General features: G+C 63.5%; 21 protein-coding genes. 7 read left to right on the top strand and 14 right to left on the bottom strand.

Translation table 11 applies throughout. The features are described 5' to 3' along the window. Position 1: 1 nt before the first annotated feature. Positions 2–469, top strand: coding sequence for a Rid family hydrolase (locus tag OU999_05745; GenBank protein WAC24691.1), 468 nt, complete (start codon positions 2–4; stop codon positions 467–469). On the opposite strand, the gene OU999_05750 is transcribed toward OU999_05745, so the two are convergent. Both OU999_05750 and OU999_05755 read right to left on the bottom strand, forming a co-directional pair. Then, positions 438–1,475 carry an esterase-like activity of phytase family protein gene (locus tag OU999_05750; protein ID WAC24692.1) on the bottom strand — a complete coding sequence of 346 codons (1,038 nt, stop codon included), beginning with the start codon at positions 1,473–1,475 and terminating at the stop codon, positions 438–440. The two genes, OU999_05745 and OU999_05750, sit on opposite strands and share 32 nt — an antisense overlap. 16 nt (positions 1,476–1,491) lie before the next feature. Then, on the bottom strand, positions 1,492–3,366 hold the full coding sequence (locus tag OU999_05755; GenBank protein WAC24693.1) for an ABC transporter transmembrane domain-containing protein: 1,875 nt from the start codon (positions 3,364–3,366) through the stop codon (positions 1,492–1,494). A gap of 273 nt (positions 3,367–3,639) precedes the next feature. On the opposite strand from OU999_05755, the gene phaZ reads away from it, so the two are divergent. Next, positions 3,640–4,860: a polyhydroxyalkanoate depolymerase gene (phaZ, locus tag OU999_05760; protein WAC24694.1), complete on the top strand. Its 1,221-nt coding sequence runs from the start codon at positions 3,640–3,642 to the stop codon at positions 4,858–4,860. Between the two features lie 69 nt (positions 4,861–4,929). After that, positions 4,930–5,898 (top strand): dipeptide epimerase, encoded by a 969-nt coding sequence (locus tag OU999_05765; GenBank protein ID WAC24695.1) that lies wholly within the window; start codon positions 4,930–4,932, stop codon positions 5,896–5,898. A 57-nt stretch (positions 5,899–5,955) separates the two neighbouring features. Here OU999_05765 and OU999_05770 read toward each other — a convergent pair whose 3' ends face one another. The 7 genes from OU999_05770 to OU999_05800 all read right to left on the bottom strand — a co-directional run bounded on the left by OU999_05770 (position 5,956) and on the right by OU999_05800 (position 11,694). Beyond that, entirely contained in the window at positions 5,956–6,465 is a 510-nt protein-coding gene (locus OU999_05770; GenBank protein ID WAC24696.1) for a pyridoxamine 5'-phosphate oxidase family protein, read from the bottom strand. A 69-nt stretch (positions 6,466–6,534) separates the two neighbouring features. Next, on the bottom strand, positions 6,535–6,987 hold the full coding sequence (locus tag OU999_05775) for a D-Ala-D-Ala carboxypeptidase family metallohydrolase (GenBank protein WAC24697.1): 453 nt from the start codon (positions 6,985–6,987) through the stop codon (positions 6,535–6,537). A 104-nt stretch (positions 6,988–7,091) separates the two neighbouring features. Beyond that, positions 7,092–8,267: an acetyl-CoA C-acyltransferase gene (locus OU999_05780; protein ID WAC24698.1), complete on the bottom strand. Its 1,176-nt coding sequence runs from the start codon at positions 8,265–8,267 to the stop codon at positions 7,092–7,094. 51 nt (positions 8,268–8,318) lie between these two features. Beyond that, entirely contained in the window at positions 8,319–8,777 is a 459-nt protein-coding gene (locus tag OU999_05785) for a MaoC family dehydratase (GenBank protein ID WAC24699.1), read from the bottom strand. 185 nt (positions 8,778–8,962) lie between these two features. Beyond that, positions 8,963–10,141 (bottom strand): mechanosensitive ion channel, encoded by a 1,179-nt coding sequence (locus OU999_05790; protein ID WAC24700.1) that lies wholly within the window; start codon positions 10,139–10,141, stop codon positions 8,963–8,965. A gap of 28 nt (positions 10,142–10,169) precedes the next feature. After that, positions 10,170–11,528 (bottom strand): putative O-glycosylation ligase, exosortase A system-associated, encoded by a 1,359-nt coding sequence (locus OU999_05795; protein WAC24701.1) that lies wholly within the window; start codon positions 11,526–11,528, stop codon positions 10,170–10,172. After that, positions 11,521–11,694: a hypothetical protein gene (locus OU999_05800; protein WAC24702.1), complete on the bottom strand. Its 174-nt coding sequence runs from the start codon at positions 11,692–11,694 to the stop codon at positions 11,521–11,523. Before OU999_05800 ends, OU999_05795 begins: the two co-directional genes overlap by 8 nt. 124 nt (positions 11,695–11,818) lie before the next feature. Between OU999_05800 and OU999_05805 the strand changes: the two genes are divergently transcribed. Beyond that, positions 11,819–13,066: a glycosyltransferase, exosortase A system-associated gene (locus tag OU999_05805; GenBank protein WAC24703.1), complete on the top strand. Its 1,248-nt coding sequence runs from the start codon at positions 11,819–11,821 to the stop codon at positions 13,064–13,066. Between the two features lie 27 nt (positions 13,067–13,093). Next, complete coding sequence (locus OU999_05810) at positions 13,094–14,506, top strand: hypothetical protein (GenBank protein WAC24704.1); 1,413 nt, start codon at positions 13,094–13,096, stop codon at positions 14,504–14,506. Positions 14,507–14,586: 80 nt separating this feature from the next. Here the strand turns inward: OU999_05810 and OU999_05815 are convergent, their stop codons facing one another. The 4 genes from OU999_05815 to OU999_05830 form a co-directional block, all read right to left on the bottom strand. Then, positions 14,587–15,030 carry a biopolymer transporter ExbD gene (locus tag OU999_05815; protein ID WAC24705.1) on the bottom strand — a complete coding sequence of 148 codons (444 nt, stop codon included), beginning with the start codon at positions 15,028–15,030 and terminating at the stop codon, positions 14,587–14,589. 38 nt (positions 15,031–15,068) lie between these two features. Further along, the gene (locus tag OU999_05820; protein ID WAC25358.1) at positions 15,069–15,602 is read right to left on the bottom strand and encodes a biopolymer transporter ExbD; all 534 of its coding nucleotides are present in this window, start codon (positions 15,600–15,602) and stop codon (positions 15,069–15,071) included. Positions 15,603–15,768: 166 nt separating this feature from the next. Next, a complete protein-coding gene (locus OU999_05825) occupies positions 15,769–16,533 on the bottom strand; it encodes a MotA/TolQ/ExbB proton channel family protein (GenBank protein WAC24706.1) in 765 nt (254 codons plus the stop codon). 95 nt (positions 16,534–16,628) lie between these two features. Beyond that, complete coding sequence (locus OU999_05830) at positions 16,629–17,291, bottom strand: energy transducer TonB (GenBank protein WAC24707.1); 663 nt, start codon at positions 17,289–17,291, stop codon at positions 16,629–16,631. Positions 17,292–17,602: 311 nt separating this feature from the next. Between OU999_05830 and OU999_05835 the strand changes: the two genes are divergently transcribed. Continuing rightward, positions 17,603–18,442, top strand: coding sequence for a hypothetical protein (locus OU999_05835; protein WAC24708.1), 840 nt, complete (start codon positions 17,603–17,605; stop codon positions 18,440–18,442). Positions 18,443–18,493: 51 nt separating this feature from the next. Here OU999_05835 and OU999_05840 read toward each other — a convergent pair whose 3' ends face one another. After that, on the bottom strand, positions 18,494–20,560 hold the full coding sequence (locus OU999_05840) for a S9 family peptidase (GenBank protein ID WAC25359.1): 2,067 nt from the start codon (positions 20,558–20,560) through the stop codon (positions 18,494–18,496). Between the two features lie 251 nt (positions 20,561–20,811). Between OU999_05840 and OU999_05845 the strand changes: the two genes are divergently transcribed. After that, positions 20,812–22,596 carry an aminopeptidase P family protein gene (locus OU999_05845; protein WAC25360.1) on the top strand — a complete coding sequence of 595 codons (1,785 nt, stop codon included), beginning with the start codon at positions 20,812–20,814 and terminating at the stop codon, positions 22,594–22,596. Positions 22,597–22,633 lie beyond the last annotated feature (37 nt).

Below are 22,633 nucleotides of genomic sequence, written 5' to 3' on the forward strand. Positions count from 1 at the left end.
TATGGCCTGCCAGCGCACCGTGCTGATCGCCGGTGCGCTGGGCCTTGCAGCGCTGGCGCAGCCCGCACTGGCGGGTACGCGCACCACGGCTGAAGTTCTCTACTCCGAAGACCCGCAGGAACGCGCCTTTCAGGAGAGCGCGGGTTATAGCGATGCCGTTATCCTGCGCGACGGAACCATCTATCTTTCGGGCGTCGTTGTCGGTCCCACGGCTGACAAGGCTGCGTTCGAACGCACCTATCGCCGGATCAGCGATATCCTGGTGCGCGCTGGCGCGACCTGGGAAGACGTGGTCGATATCACCAGCTATCACACCGACATAGAGCCCCAAGTTGCGGCCATGTCTGAAGTGCAGAAGCAGTTCATCACGCCGCCCTTCGCTGCCTGGACTGCGGTTCAGGTCAGCCGGCTCTATTCACCCGGCGGCGTGACCGAAATCAAGATCGTGGCGAAGAAGCCGGTTCGCTGAATTCGAACTTGAGCAGCAGGCTGCGCTGCAATGCCATGTAATTGTCGTCGGAGATGATCCAGAGGATCGTCCTGCCGCTCTCGCGGTCCACCGCGATCCCTTCCATATTGTCGACCGGCAAAGGCGGCTTGAGCGTTGCGATGATCCGCGGGCGGACCAGTGCCTTGCCCTTCACCGTATCCGCGTCGATCAGGCCGATCGTCGCACTGACCCCCTCGACCAGGCTGAAGCGACGATGCAGCGCCACCAGCCGTCCATCGGGCAGCTGGGCGATATCGGTAATGCGATAGCCCCTGGGCGGCTGATAGGCGAACGCGCTGGCCTTGGCGCCCGGTTCAGCAGGATCAGAATCGAAGATCAGCCCGGCGGTCACGCCAGGGCGTAGCGAGCGCGATTCGGCAAAGACCAGGAAGCGACCGTCGCGCAGCCGCACGATGGCCTCTGCGCCGCCATTTTGCGGCCAGTCGCGCATCCCCGCAGGCCTGCCGGTCGCCTCGGCCCGGGCAAAGCCGGGGGCATAGCGGCGAATGCGGTGCAACTGCTCGAACCCCACCCAGAAGCGGCCCGACACCGGGTCGAAGGTCAGGCTTTCGGAATCCTGGTCCTTCTTGGTGCTCCGTTCGCCCTTGCGCACCGGCAGCGGCGCGATGAAGGTCTTCTCGGCGCTGCCTTGCCGCGTGATCGTGAACCCGGCCAGGACGGCGGCATCGCTCAGGGCCAGCAGTCGGCCCCGACCCATCGCGTGCAGCGCGGAAAAGCCGCCGAAATCGCTGTTGTCGCTGAACAGCTCCCACCCGCCGACCAGAGCCAGGGAACCACCGCCGATGCGGTATGGCAGAACCGGCAGGTCGCGCGGCGTGCGCACGGTGATCTGCTGGCTGTCATTGCCGGGGATCGGCGAATCGGCGACAAAAGCGCCCGTACCCAGGAAGAACAGCAGCGAGGTGAGCGCCAGGGCGCGCCGCACTGCCGCACGCCGGGGCGATTCATCGTCCACAGGCTCCACGGCCCGGTCCTCCCCGTCACTCGGCAGCGAGCGGCCCCTCGGTAAACTGCAGCGCCGAAAGCCGCGCATACAGGCCGTTGCGCGCTGAAAGCTGGTCGTGCGTGCCTTCCTCGACAATTCCGCCGTCGCTCATCACGACGATACGGTCAGCCGAGCGGATGGTGGCGAGCCGGTGTGCGATCACCAGCGTCGTGCGGCCCTGCATCAGCCGTTCGAGTGCGTCCTGCACCAGCTTTTCGCTTTCGGCATCGAGCGCCGAGGTCGCCTCGTCGAGCAGCAGGATCGGCGAATTGCGCAGCAGCGCGCGGGCGATCGAGATACGCTGGCGCTGGCCGCCGGAAAGGCGCGCGCCGCCCTCACCCAGATAGCTGTCGAGCCCTTCGGGCAGCTTGCGCAGGAACTCTTCCGCATTGGCCGCGCGCGCCGCCTCCCAGATCTGCTCGTCGCTGGCTGCCCAGTTGCCATAGCGCAGATTGTCACGCGCACTCGCTGCGAACAGCACGCTGTCCTGCGGCACAAAGGCCATGCGCTGGCGGATTTCCTTGGGATCGGCGGACGACAGCGCGACGCCATCAATGCGCACGGAGCCTGCCTGCGGATCGTAGAAGCGCTGCGCCAACTGGAACAGGGTCGATTTGCCCGCGCCCGAAGGGCCGACAATCGCAACCGTCTCGCCCGGCGAGACCTGAAGCGAGAAATCCTTGAGCGCCAGCGTTTCGGGCCGGGTCGGATAGGCAAAGCTGACATTCTGGAAGCTCAGCTGGCCGCGCGGCGGCACCGGCAGCACGATGGGATTGGCGGGCGCCTTGATCTCCGGCTGTTCGTTGAGCAGCTCGTTGAGCCGTCCAGCCGCACCGCCTGCGCGCAGCAGGTCGCCATAGACCTCGGTCAGCGCACCAAAGGCCCCTGCGACCAAGCCGCCGGTCAGCACGAATGCAGCGATATCGCCACCCGAAAGCCGGCCTTCGATCACATCGATCGCGCCCTGCCACATGATCGCGGTGATCGCCCCGAAGATGAGGGTGATCACCACGGCGGTCAGGCTCGCGCGCAGCGTGATGCGGCGGCGCGCGGTGGCGAAGGTCGTCTCGACCGCCTCGCCGAAGCGGGCCGCCTCGCGCTCTTCCTGCCCGAAGGCCTGAACGATCTTCATCGCCGCCAGCACTTCGGTGGTCGTCGCGCCGACATTGGCAACGCGATCCTGGCTCGACCGGGCGACTTTTTCCAGTCGCCGCCCGATGAACACGATCGGCAGCACCACCAGCGGAATGCCCAGCAGCAGCATGCCGGTGAGCTTGGGCGCGAGCGAGAACAGATAGGCGATGCCGCCCACCCCGACGACGAGGTTGCGCAGTGCGACCGAGACGGTGGTGCCGACCACCTGCTCGACGATCGCGGTGTCCGACGTCATCCGCGAGGCGATTTCGGAAGGACGGTTGGTCTCGAAAAAGCTGGGGGCCAGGCCGAGCAGATTGCGCTGTACCGCCAGCCGAATGTCGGCGACCACGCGCTCGCCGAGCCACGACACGAAATAGAAGCGCAGCGCGGTGGAAATGCCCAGAATCATGGTGATCATGAACAGATAGCGGAACCAGCGGCCGATATCCTCGGTGCTGCCGCCCTCGCCGCCAAAGCCGCGATCGATCACCAGCTTGAACCCGGCAGGAATGGCGAGCGTTGCACCGGCGGCCACGGTGAGCGCGAGCAGTGCGAATGCAATCTGGCGCGGATAAGCCGAGGCGAACTTGCCGATCATCGCCAGATTGCCGAGCTGGCGCGGATTGCCACGCTTGCCCTTGCCGGAATCGGCCTGCCCCGCCTCGGGTGCATCAATGACCGCAGGATCGTTTGCAGCCGCCGGAGCTGTCGCTGGATTATGTGTTTCCGCCATGGCTGTGCGCCTAGCAGGCCAGCCGGTTGCACTCAACGATTTTGGGGCGATCGTGGCTGGCCGCATCACCGTTTCGGGACGCTAAGTTTACATATGGCTAAGCGCCTGTAACCGATTGATTAACCCCTGCATGCAATGATTTTGCCTGGCAACCCGGAACGCTGCACCTGCGTTAATTGCTTGTATTTTCGGTGGTGCAGCGCAACATTGGCAGGCGAGAGGCCGCCGGACAGAGCCGCACCAAGCGGACACGGCGGTTTGCAGGGGAATAGAATGCTTTACCACGCCTATGAACTTCAGCGCTCGTTCCTGTCGAGCGCGAGCGCCATCGCGACGATGGGCGCGAACATGCTCAACAGCCCGCTCAACCCGATGACGTTTTTTGGCGGCGAGCCGATCATGGCTTCTGCCCTGGAGGTGTTTGCGCACGCGTCCGCGCCCTATGGGAAGCCGGCTTTCGGACTCGCCAGCGTCGATATCGATGGCACACCGAGCGCGGTACACGAGGAAGTCGTTCTCAAGCGCCCGTTCGGTGACCTGATCCGCTTCCGTCACGAGAAGCTGGCCAAGGATGCCCCTCGGCTGCTGATCGTCGCGCCGATGTCGGGCCATTATGCCACGCTGCTGCGCGGCACGGTCGCGCGGATGATCCCCAAGCATGAAGTATACATCACCGACTGGGCCGATGCGCGCGACGTGCCGCTGAAGGAAGGCCGTTTCGATCTCGACGACTATATCGACTATCTGGTCGGCTTTCTCGAGCATGTAGGCCCCGGCGCGCACATGCTGGCCGTGTGCCAGCCCTCGGTGCCGTGCTTTGCCGCCGCCGCGCTGATGTCGGCGGACCAGCACCCTTGCCGCCCCAGGACTCTGACGATGATGGGCGGCCCGATCGACACGCGCGAGGCGCCGACGGCGGTCAACACCATGGCCACGCAGCGTCCGCTGGCATGGTTCGAGCATAATGTGATCGCCAAGGTGCCCTTCCAGTACAAGGGCGCGGGCCGCAAGGTCTATCCGGGCTTCATGCAGCTGACCGGTTTCATGACCATGAACCTGGGCAATCACATGATGAGCCATTGGGAAATGTTCAAGCACCTGGTCAATGGCGACGGCGAAAGCGCCGATGCGACCAAGGACTTTTACGACGAATATCGCTCGGTCTGCGACATGACCGCGGAATTCTATCTCCAGACCGTCGAAAACGTGTTCCAGACGCACAGCCTGCCCAAGGGCGAGTTCATGCATCGCGGCAAGCGCATCGATCCCGGTGCGATCACCGATATCGCGCTGCTGGCGATCGAGGGCGAGCGCGACGATATCAGCGGCCTCGGCCAGACGCGCGCCGCACTGACGCTGACGCCCAAGCTGCCCAAGGCGAAGAAGAAATATCTGATGGCCGAAAGCGTCGGCCATTACGGCATCTTCAACGGCAGCAAGTGGCGCGATCGCATCGCACCTGTGGTCGAGGAATGGATAGCCAGCCACAATTGATCGCAAGCAGGCACCGGGGACGGCTTTTGTGGCTTGCCGCCCCGGCCCCTGCATCCTATCGCCGCGCGCATGATCAAGTTGAAGACCGTGCGCGTCGAGCGCTTTGCCGTTGACGGCAGTTTCATCATCAGCCGTGGTCCCAAGACCGATGTCGATGTCGTCTATTGCGAGGTCACCGACGGCACCCATGTCGGTCGCGGCGAAGGCACGCCGATCTATTATGAAGGCGAAACGGCTGATCTGTGCGCAGAAGCCATCGACATGCGCGCCAAGCAGAACCGCCCGCTGACCCGCGAGGATCTGCTCAAGACCATGATGGAAGGCGCGGCGCGCAATGCGCTCGACGCGGCCTTGTGGGACCTGGAAGTCCAGGCGACGGGCAAGCCGCTCTGGCAGCTGGCCGGCCTGCCGCAGCCCAAGCCGCTCGTCACCGCCTATACCATTTCGCTCAACGAGCCCGAAATCATGAAGGCCGACGCCAAAAAGGCCGCCGCCAAGGGCTATCCGCTGCTCAAGCTCAAGCTGAATGGCGAGGATGACCTGCTGCGCGTGGCCGCTGTCCGCATCGGTGCGCCCGATGCACGGCTGATCGTCGATGCCAATGAGGCGTGGGAAGAGGTCGATCTGGAAGAGATCACGGGCGCGCTCAAGAAGCTGGGCGTCGAGCTGATCGAACAGCCGGTTGAGGCGGGCTTTGAAGAGGATCTTGAAGGCGTGGCGAGCGCGCTGCCCTTCTGCGCCGACGAAAGCTGCCATGTCGCCGAGGATATCGATCGCGTCGCCGCGACCTTCCAGGCGGTCAACATCAAGCTCGACAAGGCCGGCGGGCTGACCGAGGCGCTGCGGCTGAGCGAGGCGGCCAAGGCGCGGGGGCTGAAGACCATGGTCGGCTGCATGCTGTCGACCAGCCTGGGCATTCACCCTGCCTTCCACCTGGCCCAGACCGCCGATTGGGTCGATCTGGATGGACCGGCACTGCTGAAAAAAGATCGTCCGGGCGGCTTCCGCTTCGAAAACGGCATCATCAGCCTCGCCTGAGGCATGGCTATCCACCGCCTGCCGGGACGCGATTGGCAGGCGGCGGAATGATCGGGCTTAAAGCGCAGTTTCGACGTGCTTGCCCTCAAGATCCTTGGGCGACATCGTGCCGCCGAACATCATCTTGATCTTGCCCATCAGCGACATGTCGGCCTGCCAGATTTCAATATGGCTGGGGTCGAAGCGCAGCATAACCAGATCGGGATCGGCCTTGCCCTGTTCGTACCAGGCTTCCACCGCGTTCGACCAGAACTTGTCGATGATCGCAGGGTCATTGTCGATGGTGAGCATGCCCGCCACGCAGGCGAACAGCTTGTGCCCCTCGCCCACATATTGCGCCATCGCATCGTTGGTGGAGCTGAGCCCTTCCACCAGGCGGCTGGAACGCGAGCCATAGAACCAGATCGGGCCATGGCGGCCATCGAACTGGGCGGTCATCGGCTGGCTATGGGCAACCTGCGCCGGCAGGCCCAGCATCAGGAACGGGCTGCTTTCCAGCGCGCTCCAAAAGGCGTCGAGCGCCTCATAGGTATCCGAAGTCGAACCGGTAGTGGTCGTGGGGGTCATGTCGTGCTCCTGTGAAAGACACAGGATGTTACGAGGCACGCGCCCATGCGTTCCCTGCCCGTGCCCGCATCACCAATCGGCATTCTCGCCGCGCGTGTCGACATGCGCAAAGCTGGGATACAGCCCGACACCACCCTTGAAGAGCTTTTCATCGTTGCGCATGCCGCGCAGCGTGCGCACCCATTGCGCCGGGGTGCTGCCGCCTTCGACCACGAAGTCGAGCGCGTTGAACTCGACATGCAGGCTCGATCGCGCACCGCCGATCGCCTTGTTATATTCGGGGCTACGATAGGCGTTGGTGATCCGAACCGGAGCCCCGATGCGCAGGCGGAAGGCATCGAGGATCTGCGCCGTGCGCATCATCCGGGGCCACAGCTCCTGCGGTGGTAGCCGGTTCTTGCCGAAGGCCGGGCTCTGCGGGTCGTTGTGACGACCACCCAGGATCAGGAACTCATAAGGCTTGAAGAACTTCAGGTTCCAGCTGGTAACCTGATCTGCGAATGCGGCATGATCGAACGACATACTCCCCTCCTCTGCACCTGCCATCAAGGCAGGCGCAGAGTATCAGGGAGGCTGTCGCCGACCGCAGTTCAGTCTGGACCGAAACGGACCAGATTGTCAGCGCGTCAGAAGACTTCGAACAAGCCTGCAGCGCCCATGCCGCCGCCGACGCACATCGTGACGATCACGTGCTTGGCACCGCGACGCTTGCCTTCGATCAGCGCGTGGCCGGTGCAGCGCGCGCCGGTCATGCCATAGGGGTGGCCGATCGAGATCGAACCGCCGTTGACGTTGAGCAGCTCGTCAGGAATGCCCAGCACGTCCTGGCAGTACAGCACCTGCACCGCGAACGCCTCGTTCAGTTCCCACAGGCCGATATCGTCCATCTTCAGGCCGAAGCGCTTGAGCAGCTGCGGCACGGCAAAGACAGGGCCGATACCCATCTCGTCAGGCTCGGTACCGGCAACGGCCATGCCGACATAGCGGCCCAGCGGCTGCAGGCCCTTCTGTTCGGCCAGCTTGGCCTCCATCAGCACCGCCGACGATGCGCCGTCGGACAGCTGGCTGGCATTGCCCGCGGTGATGTTCATGCCCGGACCCATGACCGGCTGCAGACCCTTCAGGCCTTCCAGCGTGGTGTCGGCACGATTGCCCTCGTCCTTGGTCACTTCGACATCGGTCATCGTGACTTCGCCGGTTTCCTTGTTCTTGAACGCCATCTTGGCCTTGACCGGTACGATCTCGTCGTCGAACTTGCCGGCAGCCTGCGCCGCAGCGGTGCGCATCTGCGAGCGGTAGGCATATTCGTCCTGGCGATCGCGGCTGATATTGTAGCGTGCGGCCACCGTTTCGGCGGTCTGCAGCATCGGCATGTAGATGTCCTTGTGCATCGCCAGCAGCTCCGGATCGGGGCCGACGCGCATTTCGGGGGTCTGCACCATCGAGATCGACTCGACGCCGCCGGCAACGACAACGTCCATGCGATCGACGATGATCTGCTTGGCGGCGGTCGCGATCGACATCACGCCCGACGAGCACTGACGATCGATCGACATGCCGGCCACGGTCACGGGCAGACCGGCGCGCAGCGCGGCGGTGCGGCCGATGGTGTGCTGAACGCCCTGCTGGAGCGCGGCGCCCATCACGACGTCGTCGACTTCAGCGCCTTCGATACCGGCACGCTCGACAGCAGCGCGGATCGAGTGCGCCGCCAGCGTCGGCGACGGGGTGGCATTGAAACCGCCGCGATAGGCCTTGCCGATCGGCGTGCGGGCGGTGGAAACGATAACTGCATCACGCATGGAAATTCTCCTCGATTGGCCCGCCTGTGTTCGTCGGCGGGCCTTTATGGGTCACACGAAAAACTGGCTGATCCACTCGGCCATCACGGCAGGCTTGTCTTCGCCTTCGATCTCGACCGTGAATTCGAGCGTCTGCTGCCACTGGCCGGGGCGCTTTTCCTCCAGGTCCAGCAGCTTGAAATGGCCGCGCACCTTCTTGCCCGAGCGGACAGGTGCGAGGAAACGAACCTTGTTGCCGCCATAGTTGACGCCCATTTTCACGCCTTCGACGCGCGGGCAGTCAGACTTGGCCATCAGCACCGGGAAGAGCGACAGCGTGAGGAAGCCATGGGCGATGGTGCCGCCGAACGGCGTCATCTTGGCCATCTCTTCGTTCACATGGATGAACTGGTGGTCGCCGGTCGCATCGGCGAACTTGTTGATCATGTCCTGATCGACCAGCAGCCATTCCGACGTGCCCAGCGTCTTGCCGACCATGTCCTTCATTTCCTGCGGGGAAATTGCGCTCATTCCTGCTCTCCTGTCGCTGTTCGGGCTGCGGTCTTTGTGACCTGCCGCGATATGGAATGCGCGTCTTTTGGCGCTTTTCCGCCGTTCATACAAGGCAAGACTGCACGCCGCTACGGCATGCAGGCTGTCAGCGGCAGTTTACGGAAACGGAAAGCGCTTACACCCCCTTTCGACTCGGCCTCGGCTCACTCGTGCTCGGCCATGGCCACCTGAAAGCCGCCCTCGGGATAAGGCATGATAAACCGGCCATCGGGGGCGGCGGTGAACGATGTCTGGGTGGGATAGGCGAATTCGAGCTTCTCGGCGTTGAACCTTTCCAGAATGGCGATGCCGACCCGGTGGCGCGTCTCGAACACCACCTCGAAATCGCTGCTCATCACGTCGAAATCGAGTTCGAAATCGATCGAACTCGCGCCGAAGCCGACAAAGCCGCAGCGGATGAAGATGCCGCTGGCCTGCTCGACGATCTCCTTGAGCATCCCCGGCACCAGCCGCGCGCGGTCGGGTGCGGTCTGATAGACCAGACCGATGCGATAGCGCGTCCGCCGGCGATTGAGCCGCGTGTAGTTGATGATCTGCTTGCCCAGCAGATTGGTGTTCGAGATGATGATCTCCTCACCATTGACCGAGCGCAGCCGCGCGCTTTTCAGCCCGATCTTCTCGACCGTGGCGGTGGTGGTATCGAAGCCGATCGTCTCCCCGCGCTTGAACGGCTTGTCGAAGATGATCGACAGCGCGGCAAACAGGTCAGAAAATATGCCCTGCGCCGCCAGACCGATGGCGATACCGCCGATACCCAGACCCGCGATAAGGCCGGTGACATTGACGCCCAGATTGTCGAGCACCATGATCGAGGCGATGGCGAACAGCACCACCGTCACCAGCAGGCGGATCAGCGACATCGCATTGGCCAGCGTCTCGCTGCCGGCATCGTCGCTGCCCGATGCGCGCCGCTCGATCATGCCCAGGATGATCTCGCGCGCCCAGATCGCCACCTGGAATACGGCTGCGACGGTGAACAGGAAGGTCACCACCCGGACGATGCCATCGGGTGCCTCGGAAAAGCCGACCACCAGCCGCGCGGAGATCATGATCAGGAAATACTGCTTGGTCTTGGACAAGGTACGCCCGATGATCGCGGCGAGCGACAGCCGGTCGGGTTGCTTGTCGGCATAGATGCGCGCGCGCCGCTGCAGATAGGCCAGCGCGAAATAGATCGCCGTGCCCACGCCCACCGCAATCGCAATCTCGATGGCATGGTCGCTGATCCAGGCCCAGAGGCTGGCAAGCCGCTGCTCGACATTCTCTGCGGTGATCGGTTCAGGAAGGACGGGGGGCGCGTCTGCGGTCTTTTTGGTCGTCATGCCGCCCGAATTAGGCAGCGCAGGCCGATCATGCAACCTTGGGCGCGGCGCGGGCATCGACCAGGGGACGGAAAGCCGCCTCCTTGCGACGACGCGCCAGATAGGTATCGAGCCCGATCTGCATCGCTATCAGCATGTAGACGAACGGCTGGAAGGCGATGCCGACAAAGGCCGAGCCGACCATGAAGACGATCTGACCGTTCTGCAGCGCCAGCGCCAGCGGGACCACCCAGGTCTCGTCCTCGCGGTTGCGCTTGCGATAGATGCGCTGGATGATCTCCATCCGCACCACGCCACCCAGATGGATCACCAGCCACATGAACAGGCCGGGAAAGCCCTGCTCGCCCAGCATCTCGAAATAGCTCGAATGATAGGCGCGGCCCTTGTCGGTGATTTCCTGCTTCTCGATCTGGGTGTTGGGGCCATCGCCCTTGGCCGCGACGGTATCGAATTTCACCTTGTTCTGCAGATAGGCCTCAAAGCCTCCGCCCAGCGGGTGCTGCTGCACATATTTCCAGGTCCAGGCCCAGACCGCGACGCGGGTCGAGGCGGACTGGTCGGCCTTGTATTCGCCGATCGTCGCCATGCGGTTGGTGAAGCTGGAGGGCAGGAACGGCACCGCCGCCACCGCCAGCGCCATCGCCAGCCCGGCATAAAGAAAGCGGTAGCGCACGAAGCGCAGCATCAGCACCGCGAGCACGCCAATGCACACCAGGCCGGTTCGCGCCTGCGTCCCCACCGGGATCAGCAGACAGGCAAAGATCAGCGCATAGGCAAAGCCCTTCACCCGCCAGTCGGGCGTGAACACCGTGCCGTAATTGGCGAGCCACAGGATCAGCGGAATGATGCAGATCGCGACGGTCGAGATGATCGAGCCCTCGTACAGCCCGCTATTGTCGGAAATCAGCAACTGCATCACGCCATAGCCGCCGCCGGAAACCAGCGTCTTGATGCCACCGGTGATGATGATCGAGCTGGCGCACAGCACCATCATCAATCCCAGCGCCTCGATCCGCAGCTTGGTTCGCAGCGTCAGCGGAAGGAACATCGCGAAGATCAGCGCCTTCCACACCCATTCCCATTTGCCCTGCGCATCGATCGGAAAGTCGGCCGTGCGCGTCGTATAGGCGCACCACATGAACAGCAGCAGCATCATCCCCTGGCGGAACGAGACGCGCATGTCCTTCTTGTCGTCAGCAATGAGCCAACCGAGAAACGCCAGCCCGAAGACAATGAGCGAGATCGGCACCGCGTTGAGCATCCAGTAGGACAGGCGCTGCGGCGCGACGATATCGACATAGGCATAAGCCAGCACGAAGATGAACGGCCGCTTGAAGCCCAGCGCGAGGAACGCGGCCAGAAAGCCGACAAAGGCAAGATCACGCATCGCCGCGGTCTCCCGGGGCGCGCCTGGCCGGTCGCTGGAAGAAACCGCTGCCGGTCGTGTCCTTGGCGGGCGGCTCTTCCTTGTCCAGATCGGCACGCCACACCAGCCGCCAGGCGGCCAGCGCCACCAGCAGGTGCGAGATCGCAATGGCAAAATTGTCGACCATGAACCTGCGGCCCTGCCCTGAACATTGAACTACCCGACTATGCACAAGCCGCGTTGCGGTTTACAGCCATAAGCGCAATGGGTTGACGCGGCGTTAATCCTTTTGCGCCATAGGCTTGCGCGCCATGACCCGGATCCTGCACGTTCTCGACCATAGCCTGCCGCTCCACAGCGGCTATAGTTTCCGCACGCGCGCGATCATGACCGCGCAGCAACGCGCCGGGCTGGACGTGCGCGGCGTCACCAGCGTGCGGCATCAGGCCTCGCTTCCTGCAGGCGCTGAGGTGGAGGCGGTCGAGCAGCATGACGGCCTGACTTTCCACCGCACGATGGAACCCGTCTCAGGGCCGCCGGGCCTGCGCGAATGGCGCGATATCGCCGCGCTGGCGCGCGCAACCGAGGCCACCGCCGCGATCTGGAAGCCCGACATCCTGCATGCCCATTCGCCCGCGCTCAACGGGCTGGCCGCGATCCGCGCCGGGCGCAAACTCGGTCTGCCCGTCCTTTATGAAATCCGCGCCTTCTGGGAAGATGCCGCGGTCGGCAACGGCACCGGCAGCGAGCATTCGGCCAAATACTGGCTCACGCGCCAGATGGAAAACCGCGCGGTAGCCCAGGCCGATGCGGTCGCGGTGATCTGCGAAGGCTTGCGCGAAGACCTGATCGCGCGCGGCTTTCCGCCCTCCAAGATCATGGTCTCGCCCAATGGCGTGGACATGGAGATGTTCGGCACCCCGGTGCCCGCCGACCCCGCCCGCGCCGAAGCGCTCGGGCTGACCGGCAAGACGGTGCTGGGCTTTATCGGCAGCTTCTATCCCTATGAAGGGCTCGACGACCTGATCGCCGCGATGCCGCTGATGCTGGAACGCGATCCCGATATCCGCCTGTTGCTGGTGGGTGGCGGCCCTGCCGAGCCAGCCTTGCGCGCCCAGGCGGAAAGCTCGCCAGCCGCGCACGCCATCTGCTTTGCTGGCCGCGTGCCGCATAGCGAGGTGGAGCAGTATTACAGCCTCACCGATATTCTGGTCTACCCGCGCAAGGCGATGCGCCTGACCGAGACGGTGACGCCGCTCAAGCCCCTGGAAGCGATGGCGCAGGGCCGCCTGGTCGCAGCATCCAATGTCGGCGGGCATCGCGAGCTGATTGCCGATGGCATGACCGGCACGCTGTTCGCACCTGACGATCCCGCCGCCATGGCGCAGGCGCTGGCCGGATTGGTCGCGGCGCGCGATAGTTGGGATGAGCGACGGGCCACCGCCCGGGCCTTTGTTGCCGAGGAACGCAACTGGGCGCGGAATGTTCAGCGTTATCAACCCGTTTACCAACGCATGCTAGAGCATCATGCGGGCAGGCGCGTTTCCAGCGCTGCCTGATCATGATGGCACCAGGGTTGAAACGACATGGCGACACCGCAAGCGGATGAACAGGCAGGGACCGGCAATGCCGGCTCCAGCGTCCTGTCGCGCTATCCCGCAGCGATCGCGCTGGGTGGCGGCGTCGCGGCCGCCTTTGGCAGCAGCTTCATCCCGATGAACGCCATCGAGGGCTTTGTCACCGCTTATGGCATTGCCGAACTTCTGCCCGCGGCCGCCCCGCCGCTGGGCGACACCGCCAGGCTCGCGCTGAGTGCGGGCATTGGAACACTGACTGCAGGAGCGCTGCTGGCGCTGCTGCCACGTGCGGAGAGTGACGATATGGGTTTTGAAACCGCCATCCGGAAAGCCGATGACGCCCGCAAGGACGATGGCCAGGGCATCGCGCCTGCGGCCAAGAGCGGCAAGCTTGCCGGCTGGCTGCGCACGCTGCGCTTCGGCAAGGCCGAGGCAGCGCCCGGCACGATCACCGATTTTTCGGATCTGGCCCCGGTGCGGATCCGCAATGGCGACCAGCATCCCGATGCTCCGGTGCGCGCGCCGATCCGCGCCAGCGAAGACCTGGGCGAACCGCTCGATGCTCCCGAGGCCGCGATGCCGGTCATCGCACCGCCGCCGCTGGAGCTTGGGTCCGACATGGCTTTCGCCGCGCCCGCCGTCGATGCGCCCGCACCTTCGCTGCGCTTCGCTCCGCCACCGCCCAATGCGCCGGCGATGAGCGCACCGGAAGAGCCGGAGCCCCTTGCATTCGAGCCCGAGCCCGCACGGCTCGCCGCCAGCGATCCGCTGCCGCTTGACGAGCCGGTGCTGGACGAGGTTCCGATCTCGCTCGATGAGACCAACGAGATGATCGCACCCGACCTGCCCGTTCCGACCGCGAGCGAAGAGCCGCTGGCCGTGGCCGATGTGGCGGGTGATCTGGACGGGCTGAGCACTGCAGAGCTGCTCGCACGGCTGGAAGCTGGCCTTGCCCGGCGGCGCGCGGCAACGGCACGCCGCCCCGCATTCGGCTCGGTCGAAGACGCCAGCGCGCGGGTATTCTCGCTCGCCAAGCCTGCTCTGCCCACCGTGGAGCGTGCGGAATTTCCTGCTGAGGATCCGGCACCGCCTGCACCGTTCAAGCTGCGCCTTGACGAGCCCCAGGCGGTGACGCCTGAAGCACCCGAAGACGATAGCGCCCCGATGCCCTTGGCGACGGACAGCGCAGAGCCGGCGCCTGCCGGTGAAGCCTTTGGCGCACGCCCGATCTGGGATGAGGACGTTGAATATCTGCCGCCTTCAGTTTCCGGCTATGCACCGGAAACCGCCGAACCTGCGGCCAGCGCGCCGGCGGACATGCCGGAGCCTGCACCGGCAGCGCAGGACGACGACATGGATGCGGCGCTCCGTGATGCGCTCGCCACATTGCGCCAGCTTTCTGACAAGCAGCGGGGCGGCTGAACGCCCTATACCCCAGACAGCAAAAAGGGCGGCGTATCGCTACGCCGCCCTTTTTTTGTGCCCTGAACGGGTCGGAACGATCAGCTGCCCGGGGGCTTCTGGAACGTGCCATACTGTTCGTTACCCACGAAGCCCAGCTTGGTGACGCCACTGCGCTTGATCACGGCGAGAACCTCGTCGGTGATCTGGTAGCGCGAACGGGCATCCGGCTGGAACTGCAGTTCGGGCTCCGGATCCATGTTGCGGGTCTGGGCCAGAATGCCGGCCAGCTGTCCCTGCGATACCGGCGTGCCATTCCACGCGATGGTATCGTTGGTATCGACAGTCAGCTTATTCTTGACCGGTTCGATCTGGACGTCCGGCGGGGTCTGGCTGTCCACCGGAAGGTCGATCTTCACCGCATGGGTCTGGACCGGGATGGTGATGATGAACATGATGAGGAGCACGAGCATGACGTCGATCAACGGCGTCGTGTTCATCTCCATCATCGGCTCGCCATCGTCCTTGCCGCCACTCATTGCCATATCAAGCTACTCCAATTCCTGTTTGCGCACCGAAGCGCTTAACCTGCTTCAACCAGCGCGATGGGCGAGGAAATAAAGCCCACCTTGGCGAAACCGGCCCGCTGCACGGTGAAAATCGCGCCGCCGATGCAACGATAGGGTGCATTGACGTCACCGCGGATGTGCACTTCAGGAAGATCTTCTTCCTTCAGATTTTCCACGCCACCGGCATTTTCAATGATCGATTCCAGACGCTTCACAGCGAGTTCCTGGAGCTCGGCATTGTCCACCGGCGTGACGTTCACGTACACGCGGCACTCGCCGTTCGGGCTGGCGCCCGCAAAGCCATCGTCACCGGGGCTGAGGCCATTGGCATCAGTCGAGGAAACCGAAAGCAGGATGTTTTCGTTCTTCGTCTCGGTCGGTTCGAACTCGACCACCGGGATTTCCAGATCGTCCACCGTCTGGATCACGACCGGAATCGCGATCAGGAAGATGATCAGAAGCACCAGCATCACGTCCACCAGGGGCGTGGTGTTGATGTCGGACATCGGCTTCTCTTCGCCGCCGCCGCCTCCAACGCTCATTGCCATCGCAACAAATCCTATTCTGTCATGCCACATGCTCCTAGGAGCGGTGGCTGTGTCACCGAGCGGATCCTATGCTGGATCAGCTGCAGTGCATCCGAAAGAGCAGCTTGGCTGCCCGGAGGGGATGCGAGCACCTTGAAGGGTGATCGCATCCCTACCTGGTATCGGATTACTTCTTGATCGGTGCGGCGGCGGGAGCAGCAGGCTTGGCAGCCGGAGCGGCAGCCTTGACAGCCGGAACCACGGCGCCGTTCGAAGCCATATAGCCCAGAACGTCGGTCGAGAAGGCGCTCAGCTGGGCAGCGATCAGCTTGTTGCGAGCCTGCAGCCAGTTGTAGGCAAGCACGGCGGGAACAGCCACGCCCAGACCCAGTGCGGTCATGATGAGTGCTTCACCCACGGGACCTGCCACCTGGTCGATCGAAGCCTGACCGGCGATGCCGATCTTGATCAATGCGCGGTAGATACCGATAACGGTACCGAACAGACCGATGAACGGCGAGGTTGCACCCACGGTTGCCAGGAACGGCAGACCACCAGCCAGCTTGGCGTTGATGGCAGCTTCCGAACGGCTCAGCGAACCGTGCAGCCAGTCATGTGCTTCGACGGGGTCAGTCAGCTTGGCATGCTCTTCCTGAGCCTTCAGGCCGTCGTCGACGATCTGACGGTAGGCAGTGTTCTTCTCGAGCTTGTTGGCGCCTTCCTTCATGCTGCCAGCGCGCCAGAAGGTTTCACGAACCTTGGCACCCTGCGAAAGCACCTTCTGCTGTTCGAACAGCTTGGTGAACAGGATGAAGAACGAGCCGAACGACATGATACCCAGGATAACGACGGTGGCGTAAGCGATCACACCGCCCTGCTCGAGAGCTTCCGCAAAACCGAAAGCGTTTTTCGGCGCCTCACCTGCAGCCGCAGCAAGCATTTCAATCAACATCAAAACTTCCTCTCAGAAAATAGATAGAGCGCCGTCACAAAACCGGTGCATCTAGAACCAAAACCCAATCCGCCGCAGCGGCATCCAGTCCAAACTTACTTCGGAATTTCCCAGCGAACCGCGTTCGAATAGGTATCCGAGATCGCATTACCTGCGGAGTCCAGGGCGGGCTTGAAGCGCGCTCTGCGGCTCACGTTCTTGCAGGTCGCCTCGTCGAGATCGGCATGGCCGCTCGATCCGGTGATCTGGCAATCCGTCACACGGCCATCAGGGCCAATGGTAACACGGAACCGGGTGGTACCGGCACGCTCTTCACGAAGCGCACGCGCCGGATAGTCGTTGGTGGTTGCCCAGCTTCCCGGGTTACCGCGAGGCGATGCACCCGAAGCCTTGGAAGGCGGCGGAGGCGCAGCCGGCGGCGGCGGCGGGGGAGCCACGACCGGCGTCGGCGTGAATACCGGCGGCGGCGTGTTGGTGGTGGTGATGACCGGAGCCGTGGTTGGCGGCGTCCGAACGATCGGCGGCGGCGTTACGACCGGCGGCGGCGTGATCGGCTGATCAGGCGGAGGTGGCGGCGGCTCTTCCGGCTCAATCACCTCTTCCTCAACGTCAACGACGTTCAGCTTCTCTGCGACCGACTTGACCGCACTATATGCAAGTCCTGTCACCAGGGCATAGATGACCACGATGTGGATCAATGCCACGATAACGAGGGAAACTATCTTGTTTCCGCTTGCCTGTTGATCAGCATAGGCCATTCAGAAACGACGCTCCTTACCCTATTGAAACCCGTCATCCGGGGAGCGCCGATAATGCAATCCACGACACCCGGACAAACCAGCTGATGACCGCAGCTGGCGCAGGAAACACACGGATTGCGGAATGCAACCTGTTCAGGTTGCCCCCGTTCCCCAGCCGTGTTCCAGCCTCTGGTTTGTTTTTCTCTTGCCCGAAAGGGGATTTAACGCGCAACTTATCAGCAGGCAATCGCTTAAATGGATTCAGTTTGAATTAACCTTTGAGCCCCGACAGCCGCCTTCCCGGACCCTGAAAACGAGGATACTCGACGATGCCTCATGCGCTGAAATCCATCGCTGCTGCGCTGACTTTAACCATCGCAATTCCCGGCACTTTTCCGTTCGTATACGGCGTGAATGCACAGGTTTCATCCGAAACGGACGGACCGGGATATGTCACCCTCGCCCGCCTCGCCGATGCCGCTCCGCAGGTCATGCGCGTGCAGGTCAAGAAGGCAACGATGGTCGAAGCAGAGCGTGCGCCGGACCTCGCTCCCGGAATGGCACGGCTGTTTGTGGAGGCACAGGTATTGAATCTCATTCGCGGGAAGCAGGGTGTCAGCGAATCGATTCGCTATCTTGTCGACGTGCCCCGCGATGGCCGCGGCAAGGTGCCCAAGCTCAAGAAGCAGCAATTCCTGCTCTTCGCGCGGCCAGGTACGCGGCCCGGCGAGGTCCAGCTGGTCGCCAAGGAAGGGCAGATCGCATGGAGCGCTGCGGCCGAGCAGCAGGTCCGCGCGATCGTCACCGAACTGGTCGCAACCGGCGCGCCGCCCGCGATCCGCGGCATTCGCGAGGCACTGCACGTGCGCGGCAACCTTCAAGGCGAAGGCGAAACCCAGGTGTTTCTGGCGACATCGACCGGCGATCCGGTTTCGATCACCGTGCTGCGGCGCCCGGGCCTCGCGACACGATGGGCGGTATCGCTGACCGAAATCGTCGATGAAGCGGCAGCCCCGCCGCGGCGCAACACGCTGTTGTGGTACCGGCTCGCCTGCTCGCTGCCGCGCGAGCTTCCGGCGCGCACTCTGGTATCGGACACGCCTGCGGATAACGACCTCGCGCGGCGCGACTATAATTTCGTGCTGGAGCAGCTGGGCCCCTGCCGCTGACCGATGTGCCCGGGCCGGGCGCCATCGCCCTGCCCCGGCCCGGATTGCGGATTACTGGCCGGCCATGCCCATCTGCCAGAGGATGAAGGCGAACTCTTCCGCCGTCTCCTTGAGCGAATCAAACCGGCCCGACTTGCCACCATGGCCCGCGCCCATATTGGTCTTGAGCAGCAGCGCGTTGTCGTCAGTCTTGGTCAACCGCAGCTTGGCGACCCATTTGGCGGGTTCCCAATAGGTCACACGTGGGTCGTTGAGCCCGGCTGTGACCAGCAGCGGCGGATAGGCCTGGCGCTTCACATTGTCATAAGGGCTGTATGAGCGCAGCAGATCGAACGCCGCCTTGTCGGTGATCGGGTTGCCCCATTCGGGCCATTCGCCCGGCGTCAGCGGCAGGCTTTCGTCCAGCATGGTGTTGACCACATCGACAAACGGCACGTGCGCCACGACCGCGCCCCACAGGTCGGGATCGGTGTTGACGACCACGCCCATCAGCTCGCCGCCTGCCGAACCGCCGCTCGCGGTGACCTTGCCCTTGGCGGTATAGCCCTTGGCGATCAGCCCCTTGGCGACATCGACAAAGTCGTTGAACGTGTTGGTGCGCTTGGTCAGCTTGCCATCGAGATACCATTTGCGCCCAAGATCATCGCCGCCCCGGATATGCGCGATGGCATAGGCAAAGCCGCGATCGACCAGGCTCAGTCGGGTGACCGAGAAGCTGGGCGGTATCGCATAGCCATAGGCACCATAGGCATAAAGGTGCAGCGGCGCGCTGCCGTCCTTCTTGAAGCCCTTGCGGTAGATCACCGATACCGGGACCTGCGTGCCGTCGCGCGCTGCGATCATCAGCCGCTCGGTCTCGTAATCGGCGGCATTATAGCCGGAAGGCACTTCCTGCACCTTCAGCACGGTCAGCTTTTGCGACGCGACATCATAATCATATACCGTGTCGGGCGTGACCATCGATTCATAGGCCAGGCGCAGCACCTTCATGTCCCATTCGGGATTGTCGCCGAGCGAGGCCGAATAGCTGGCCTCGGGGAAGGTGATCGGCTGGACCCTGCCGGGGTCCGCGTAATCGCGGATCTCGATCTGATCGAGGCCGTCCCGCCGCCCTTCGACGACATAGAAATCCTTGAAGGCCGCGATATCGGTCATGTAGAAATCGTCGGAACCGGGGATCAGCGTGGTCCACTCGTCCGGCTTGTCCAGGCTGGCCGTGGCAAGGCGGAAATTGACGTGATCGTCATTGGTGTGGATGAACAGCGTGCCGTCGCGTTCCTCGACATCATATTCGCGGCCCTTCTTGCGCGGGCTGACAAGGATCGGCTCGGCCAGCACATTGTTGGCGGGCAGCAGGCGGATCTCGCTGGTCTCGTTGTCGCCGGTCGCGATGACGATATATTTCTCGTTCGACGTCACCCCCACATCGACGCGAAAGCCCTCGTCGGCCTCCTTGTACAGCTCGACATCCTCGGCCAGCGGCTTGCCCAGCACGTGCAGCCGCGCATTGTCGGTGCGCCAGTTCTCATTGGCCAGACCATAGATCAGCGCCTTGCCATCGGCGGTCCAGACCAGGCTGGACAAGGTGCCAGGGATGACGTCGGGCAGGATCTGTCCGGTGGTCAGGTCCTTGAACCGCGCCTCGAACCGTTCCGACCCGTTGTCATCGACCGAATAGGCGAGCAGCCTGCCATCGGGACTGACCGAAAAGGCGCCGAGGCGGAAATAGTCCTTGTCCTTGGCCAGCTCTGTCTCGTCGAGGATAAGCTGACGATCGCCGCCGGCGACGGGCTTGCGATACCATTTCTTGTATTGCGCGCCCTTGTCATATTCGACCCAGTAGAGCCACTCGCCGTCCTTCTGCGGAACCGAGCTGTCATCCTCCTTGATGCGACCCTTCATTTCCTCGAACAGCGTCTGCGTCAGCGCCTCATGCGGCTGCATCGCGGCCTCGAACCAGCGGTTCTCTGCCTCCAGATAAGCGAGCACATCGGCGTCATCGACCTTGGGATAGCCGGCATCGCGCAGCCAGTGCCACGGGTCCTCGACCGTCACGCCATGGCGTTCGAAGCTATAGGGCCGCTGTTCGGCAATGGGCGGCTTGGCGGTATCGGGCATGGAAGCACTTTCGTTGGTTGAACCGGGGGCCTCGGCAGAAGCCCTGGTGGGAGATGTCATCGCCAGCGCCACAATCAAGGCGGCAGAGGCGATGGCAGATGCGGTGCGCGGTCGGATCGGCATGAACGTTTCCCTTAGAACGTGTTCGTGGCAGGACGCTCCGGTAGCCGCGCCGGACTGGCGCAGGGCGCGGATTATCTCTATCTTGCCGCCCAACCGCTTTTGCAAGGAGTTGATACCCCGCCATGCTGATGTCCACCCACGAAGCCCGCCTCGCCGCCCTGCGCGAAGAACTGAAGCGTCAGGGGCTGGATGGCTTTGTCGTTCCGATCTGTGACGAGCATATGAGCGAATATATCGGTGCCTATGCCCAGCGGCTGGAATGGCTGACCGGTTTTGGCGGATCGGCGGGGGCTGCAGTGGTGCTATCCGACCGGGCGGCGATATTCGTCGACGGACGCTATACCATCCAGGTGCGCGATCAGGTCGATGGGCGGCTGTTCGAATATGTCGGGACGGCGCAGCAGTCGGTCGCCGAATGGTTGGGTGCGAACGCCTCCGAAGGTGCCGTGATCGGCTATGATGCATGGCTGCACACGCGGGAATGGGTGAAGCAGGCCACGGGCAAGCTCGCCAAATCCGGCGCTTCGCTCAAGTCCGTCGCCAGCAACCCGGTCGATGCCGTGTGGCACGATCAGCCTGCGCGCCCCGATGCGATCATGAAGCCGCATGGCCTGGAATATGCGGGCCGTGACGCGGGCGAAAAGCGCGGCGACATCGCCCGCTGGCTGACGGAAGAAAAGCTGGACGCCGCCGTCATCACCGCGCTCGATTCGGTCGCCTGGGTGTTCAACGTGCGTGGCGGCGATGTCACGCATACGCCGGTGACGCTGTCTTATGGCGTGGTCCATCAGGACGGCAGCGCCGACCTCTATGTCGCGCCTGAAAAGGTGACCGATGATCTGCGCGCGCATCTGGGCAATCAGGTGGCGCTGCACGGCTATGACAGCTTCCCTGCCGGGCTGGATGCACTGAGCGGCAAGGCGGTGGCGGTCGACCCCGAACGGGCGGTGGCCGCCATCTTCTCGCGGCTGGAAACGGCAGGCGCGAAGATCGTTGCCCGGCGCGATCCCAGCGTGCTGCCGCGCGCGATGAAGAATGAAACCGAGATCGTCGGCCATCGCGCGGCTCAGGCCCGCGATGGCGCTGCCGTCAGCCGTTTCCTCCACTGGCTGTCGATCGCGGGCCCGGCGGGCGGCCAGACCGAGCTTTCGGCCGCCGCCAAGCTGCTGGAATTCCGCGTAGCGACCGGCAAGCTCATCGACACATCGTTCGACACGATCTCCGGTGCGTCATCCAATGGCGCGATCTGCCACTATCGCGTGTCGGAAGAGACCAACCTGCCGATCGTGATGGACAGCCTGTACCTCGTCGATTCCGGCGGCCAGTATCTGGATGGCACCACCGACATCACCCGCACCATCGCCATTGGCACGCCGACCGTGGAAATGAAGCGCCGCTTCACTCAGGTGCTCAAGGGCCATATCGCGCTTGCCACCATCCGCTTCCCCAAGGGCACCACCGGCGGTCAGCTCGACACGCTGGCGCGGCAGTTCCTCTGGGCCGATGGCGTCGATTACGCGCACGGCACCGGCCATGGCGTGGGCAGCTTCCTGGCGGTTCATGAAGGCCCGCAGCGCATCGCGGCCTTTGGCGGCCAAGGCGAACCTCTGCGTCCCGGCATGATCTGCTCGAACGAGCCCGGCTATTACAAGGCCGGCGAATTCGGCATCCGCATCGAAAATCTGGTGCTGGTCGAGCCGCTGGAGATCGACGGTGCAGAGCTCGACATGCTGGGCTTCGAGACGCTGACCTTCGCGCCGATCGATCGCACCTGCATCGATCCGCAGCTGCTCAGCCCTGCAGAACTCGCCTGGCTGAACGCTTACCATGCCAAGGTGATGGACATTGTCGCGCCGCAGCTGGAGGGCGACGCCCTGGCCTGGCTGGAACAGGCCTGCGCGCCCATCGATTGACGCGGACGGCAAGTCTTCGGTTACCCTCAACTTGACG

It is taken from the genome of Blastomonas sp. SL216 (assembly GCA_026625625.1).
Classification (GTDB): domain Bacteria; phylum Pseudomonadota; class Alphaproteobacteria; order Sphingomonadales; family Sphingomonadaceae; genus Blastomonas.

What these genes read in the sequence shown, in the direction of transcription:
- OU999_05835 (WAC24708.1), top strand. Translation starts at nt 17,603, where the DNA reads ATGCCTCATGCGCTGAAATCCATCGCTGCTGCGCTGACTTTAACCATC.
- OU999_05785 (WAC24699.1), bottom strand. Translation starts at nt 8,777, where the DNA reads ATGAGCGCAATTTCCCCGCAGGAAATGAAGGACATGGTCGGCAAGACG.
- OU999_05825 (WAC24706.1), bottom strand. Translation starts at nt 16,533, where the DNA reads ATGTTGATTGAAATGCTTGCTGCGGCTGCAGGTGAGGCGCCGAAAAAC.
- OU999_05770 (WAC24696.1), bottom strand. Translation starts at nt 6,465, where the DNA reads ATGACCCCCACGACCACTACCGGTTCGACTTCGGATACCTATGAGGCG.
- OU999_05810 (WAC24704.1), top strand. Translation starts at nt 13,094, where the DNA reads ATGGCGACACCGCAAGCGGATGAACAGGCAGGGACCGGCAATGCCGGC.
- OU999_05840 (WAC25359.1), bottom strand. Translation starts at nt 20,560, where the DNA reads ATGCCCGATACCGCCAAGCCGCCCATTGCCGAACAGCGGCCCTATAGC.
- OU999_05755 (WAC24693.1), bottom strand. Translation starts at nt 3,366, where the DNA reads ATGGCGGAAACACATAATCCAGCGACAGCTCCGGCGGCTGCAAACGAT.
- OU999_05820 (WAC25358.1), bottom strand. Translation starts at nt 15,602, where the DNA reads ATGGCAATGAGCGTTGGAGGCGGCGGCGGCGAAGAGAAGCCGATGTCC.
- OU999_05845 (WAC25360.1), top strand. Translation starts at nt 20,812, where the DNA reads ATGTCCACCCACGAAGCCCGCCTCGCCGCCCTGCGCGAAGAACTGAAG.
- OU999_05775 (WAC24697.1), bottom strand. Translation starts at nt 6,987, where the DNA reads ATGTCGTTCGATCATGCCGCATTCGCAGATCAGGTTACCAGCTGGAAC.
- OU999_05830 (WAC24707.1), bottom strand. Translation starts at nt 17,291, where the DNA reads ATGGCCTATGCTGATCAACAGGCAAGCGGAAACAAGATAGTTTCCCTC.
- OU999_05815 (WAC24705.1), bottom strand. Translation starts at nt 15,030, where the DNA reads ATGGCAATGAGTGGCGGCAAGGACGATGGCGAGCCGATGATGGAGATG.
- OU999_05805 (WAC24703.1), top strand. Translation starts at nt 11,819, where the DNA reads ATGACCCGGATCCTGCACGTTCTCGACCATAGCCTGCCGCTCCACAGC.
- OU999_05745 (WAC24691.1), top strand. Translation starts at nt 2, where the DNA reads ATGGCCTGCCAGCGCACCGTGCTGATCGCCGGTGCGCTGGGCCTTGCA.
- OU999_05795 (WAC24701.1), bottom strand. Translation starts at nt 11,528, where the DNA reads ATGCGTGATCTTGCCTTTGTCGGCTTTCTGGCCGCGTTCCTCGCGCTG.
- OU999_05780 (WAC24698.1), bottom strand. Translation starts at nt 8,267, where the DNA reads ATGCGTGATGCAGTTATCGTTTCCACCGCCCGCACGCCGATCGGCAAG.
- OU999_05765 (WAC24695.1), top strand. Translation starts at nt 4,930, where the DNA reads ATGATCAAGTTGAAGACCGTGCGCGTCGAGCGCTTTGCCGTTGACGGC.
- OU999_05800 (WAC24702.1), bottom strand. Translation starts at nt 11,694, where the DNA reads ATGGTCGACAATTTTGCCATTGCGATCTCGCACCTGCTGGTGGCGCTG.
- phaZ (WAC24694.1), top strand. Translation starts at nt 3,640, where the DNA reads ATGCTTTACCACGCCTATGAACTTCAGCGCTCGTTCCTGTCGAGCGCG.
- OU999_05790 (WAC24700.1), bottom strand. Translation starts at nt 10,141, where the DNA reads ATGACGACCAAAAAGACCGCAGACGCGCCCCCCGTCCTTCCTGAACCG.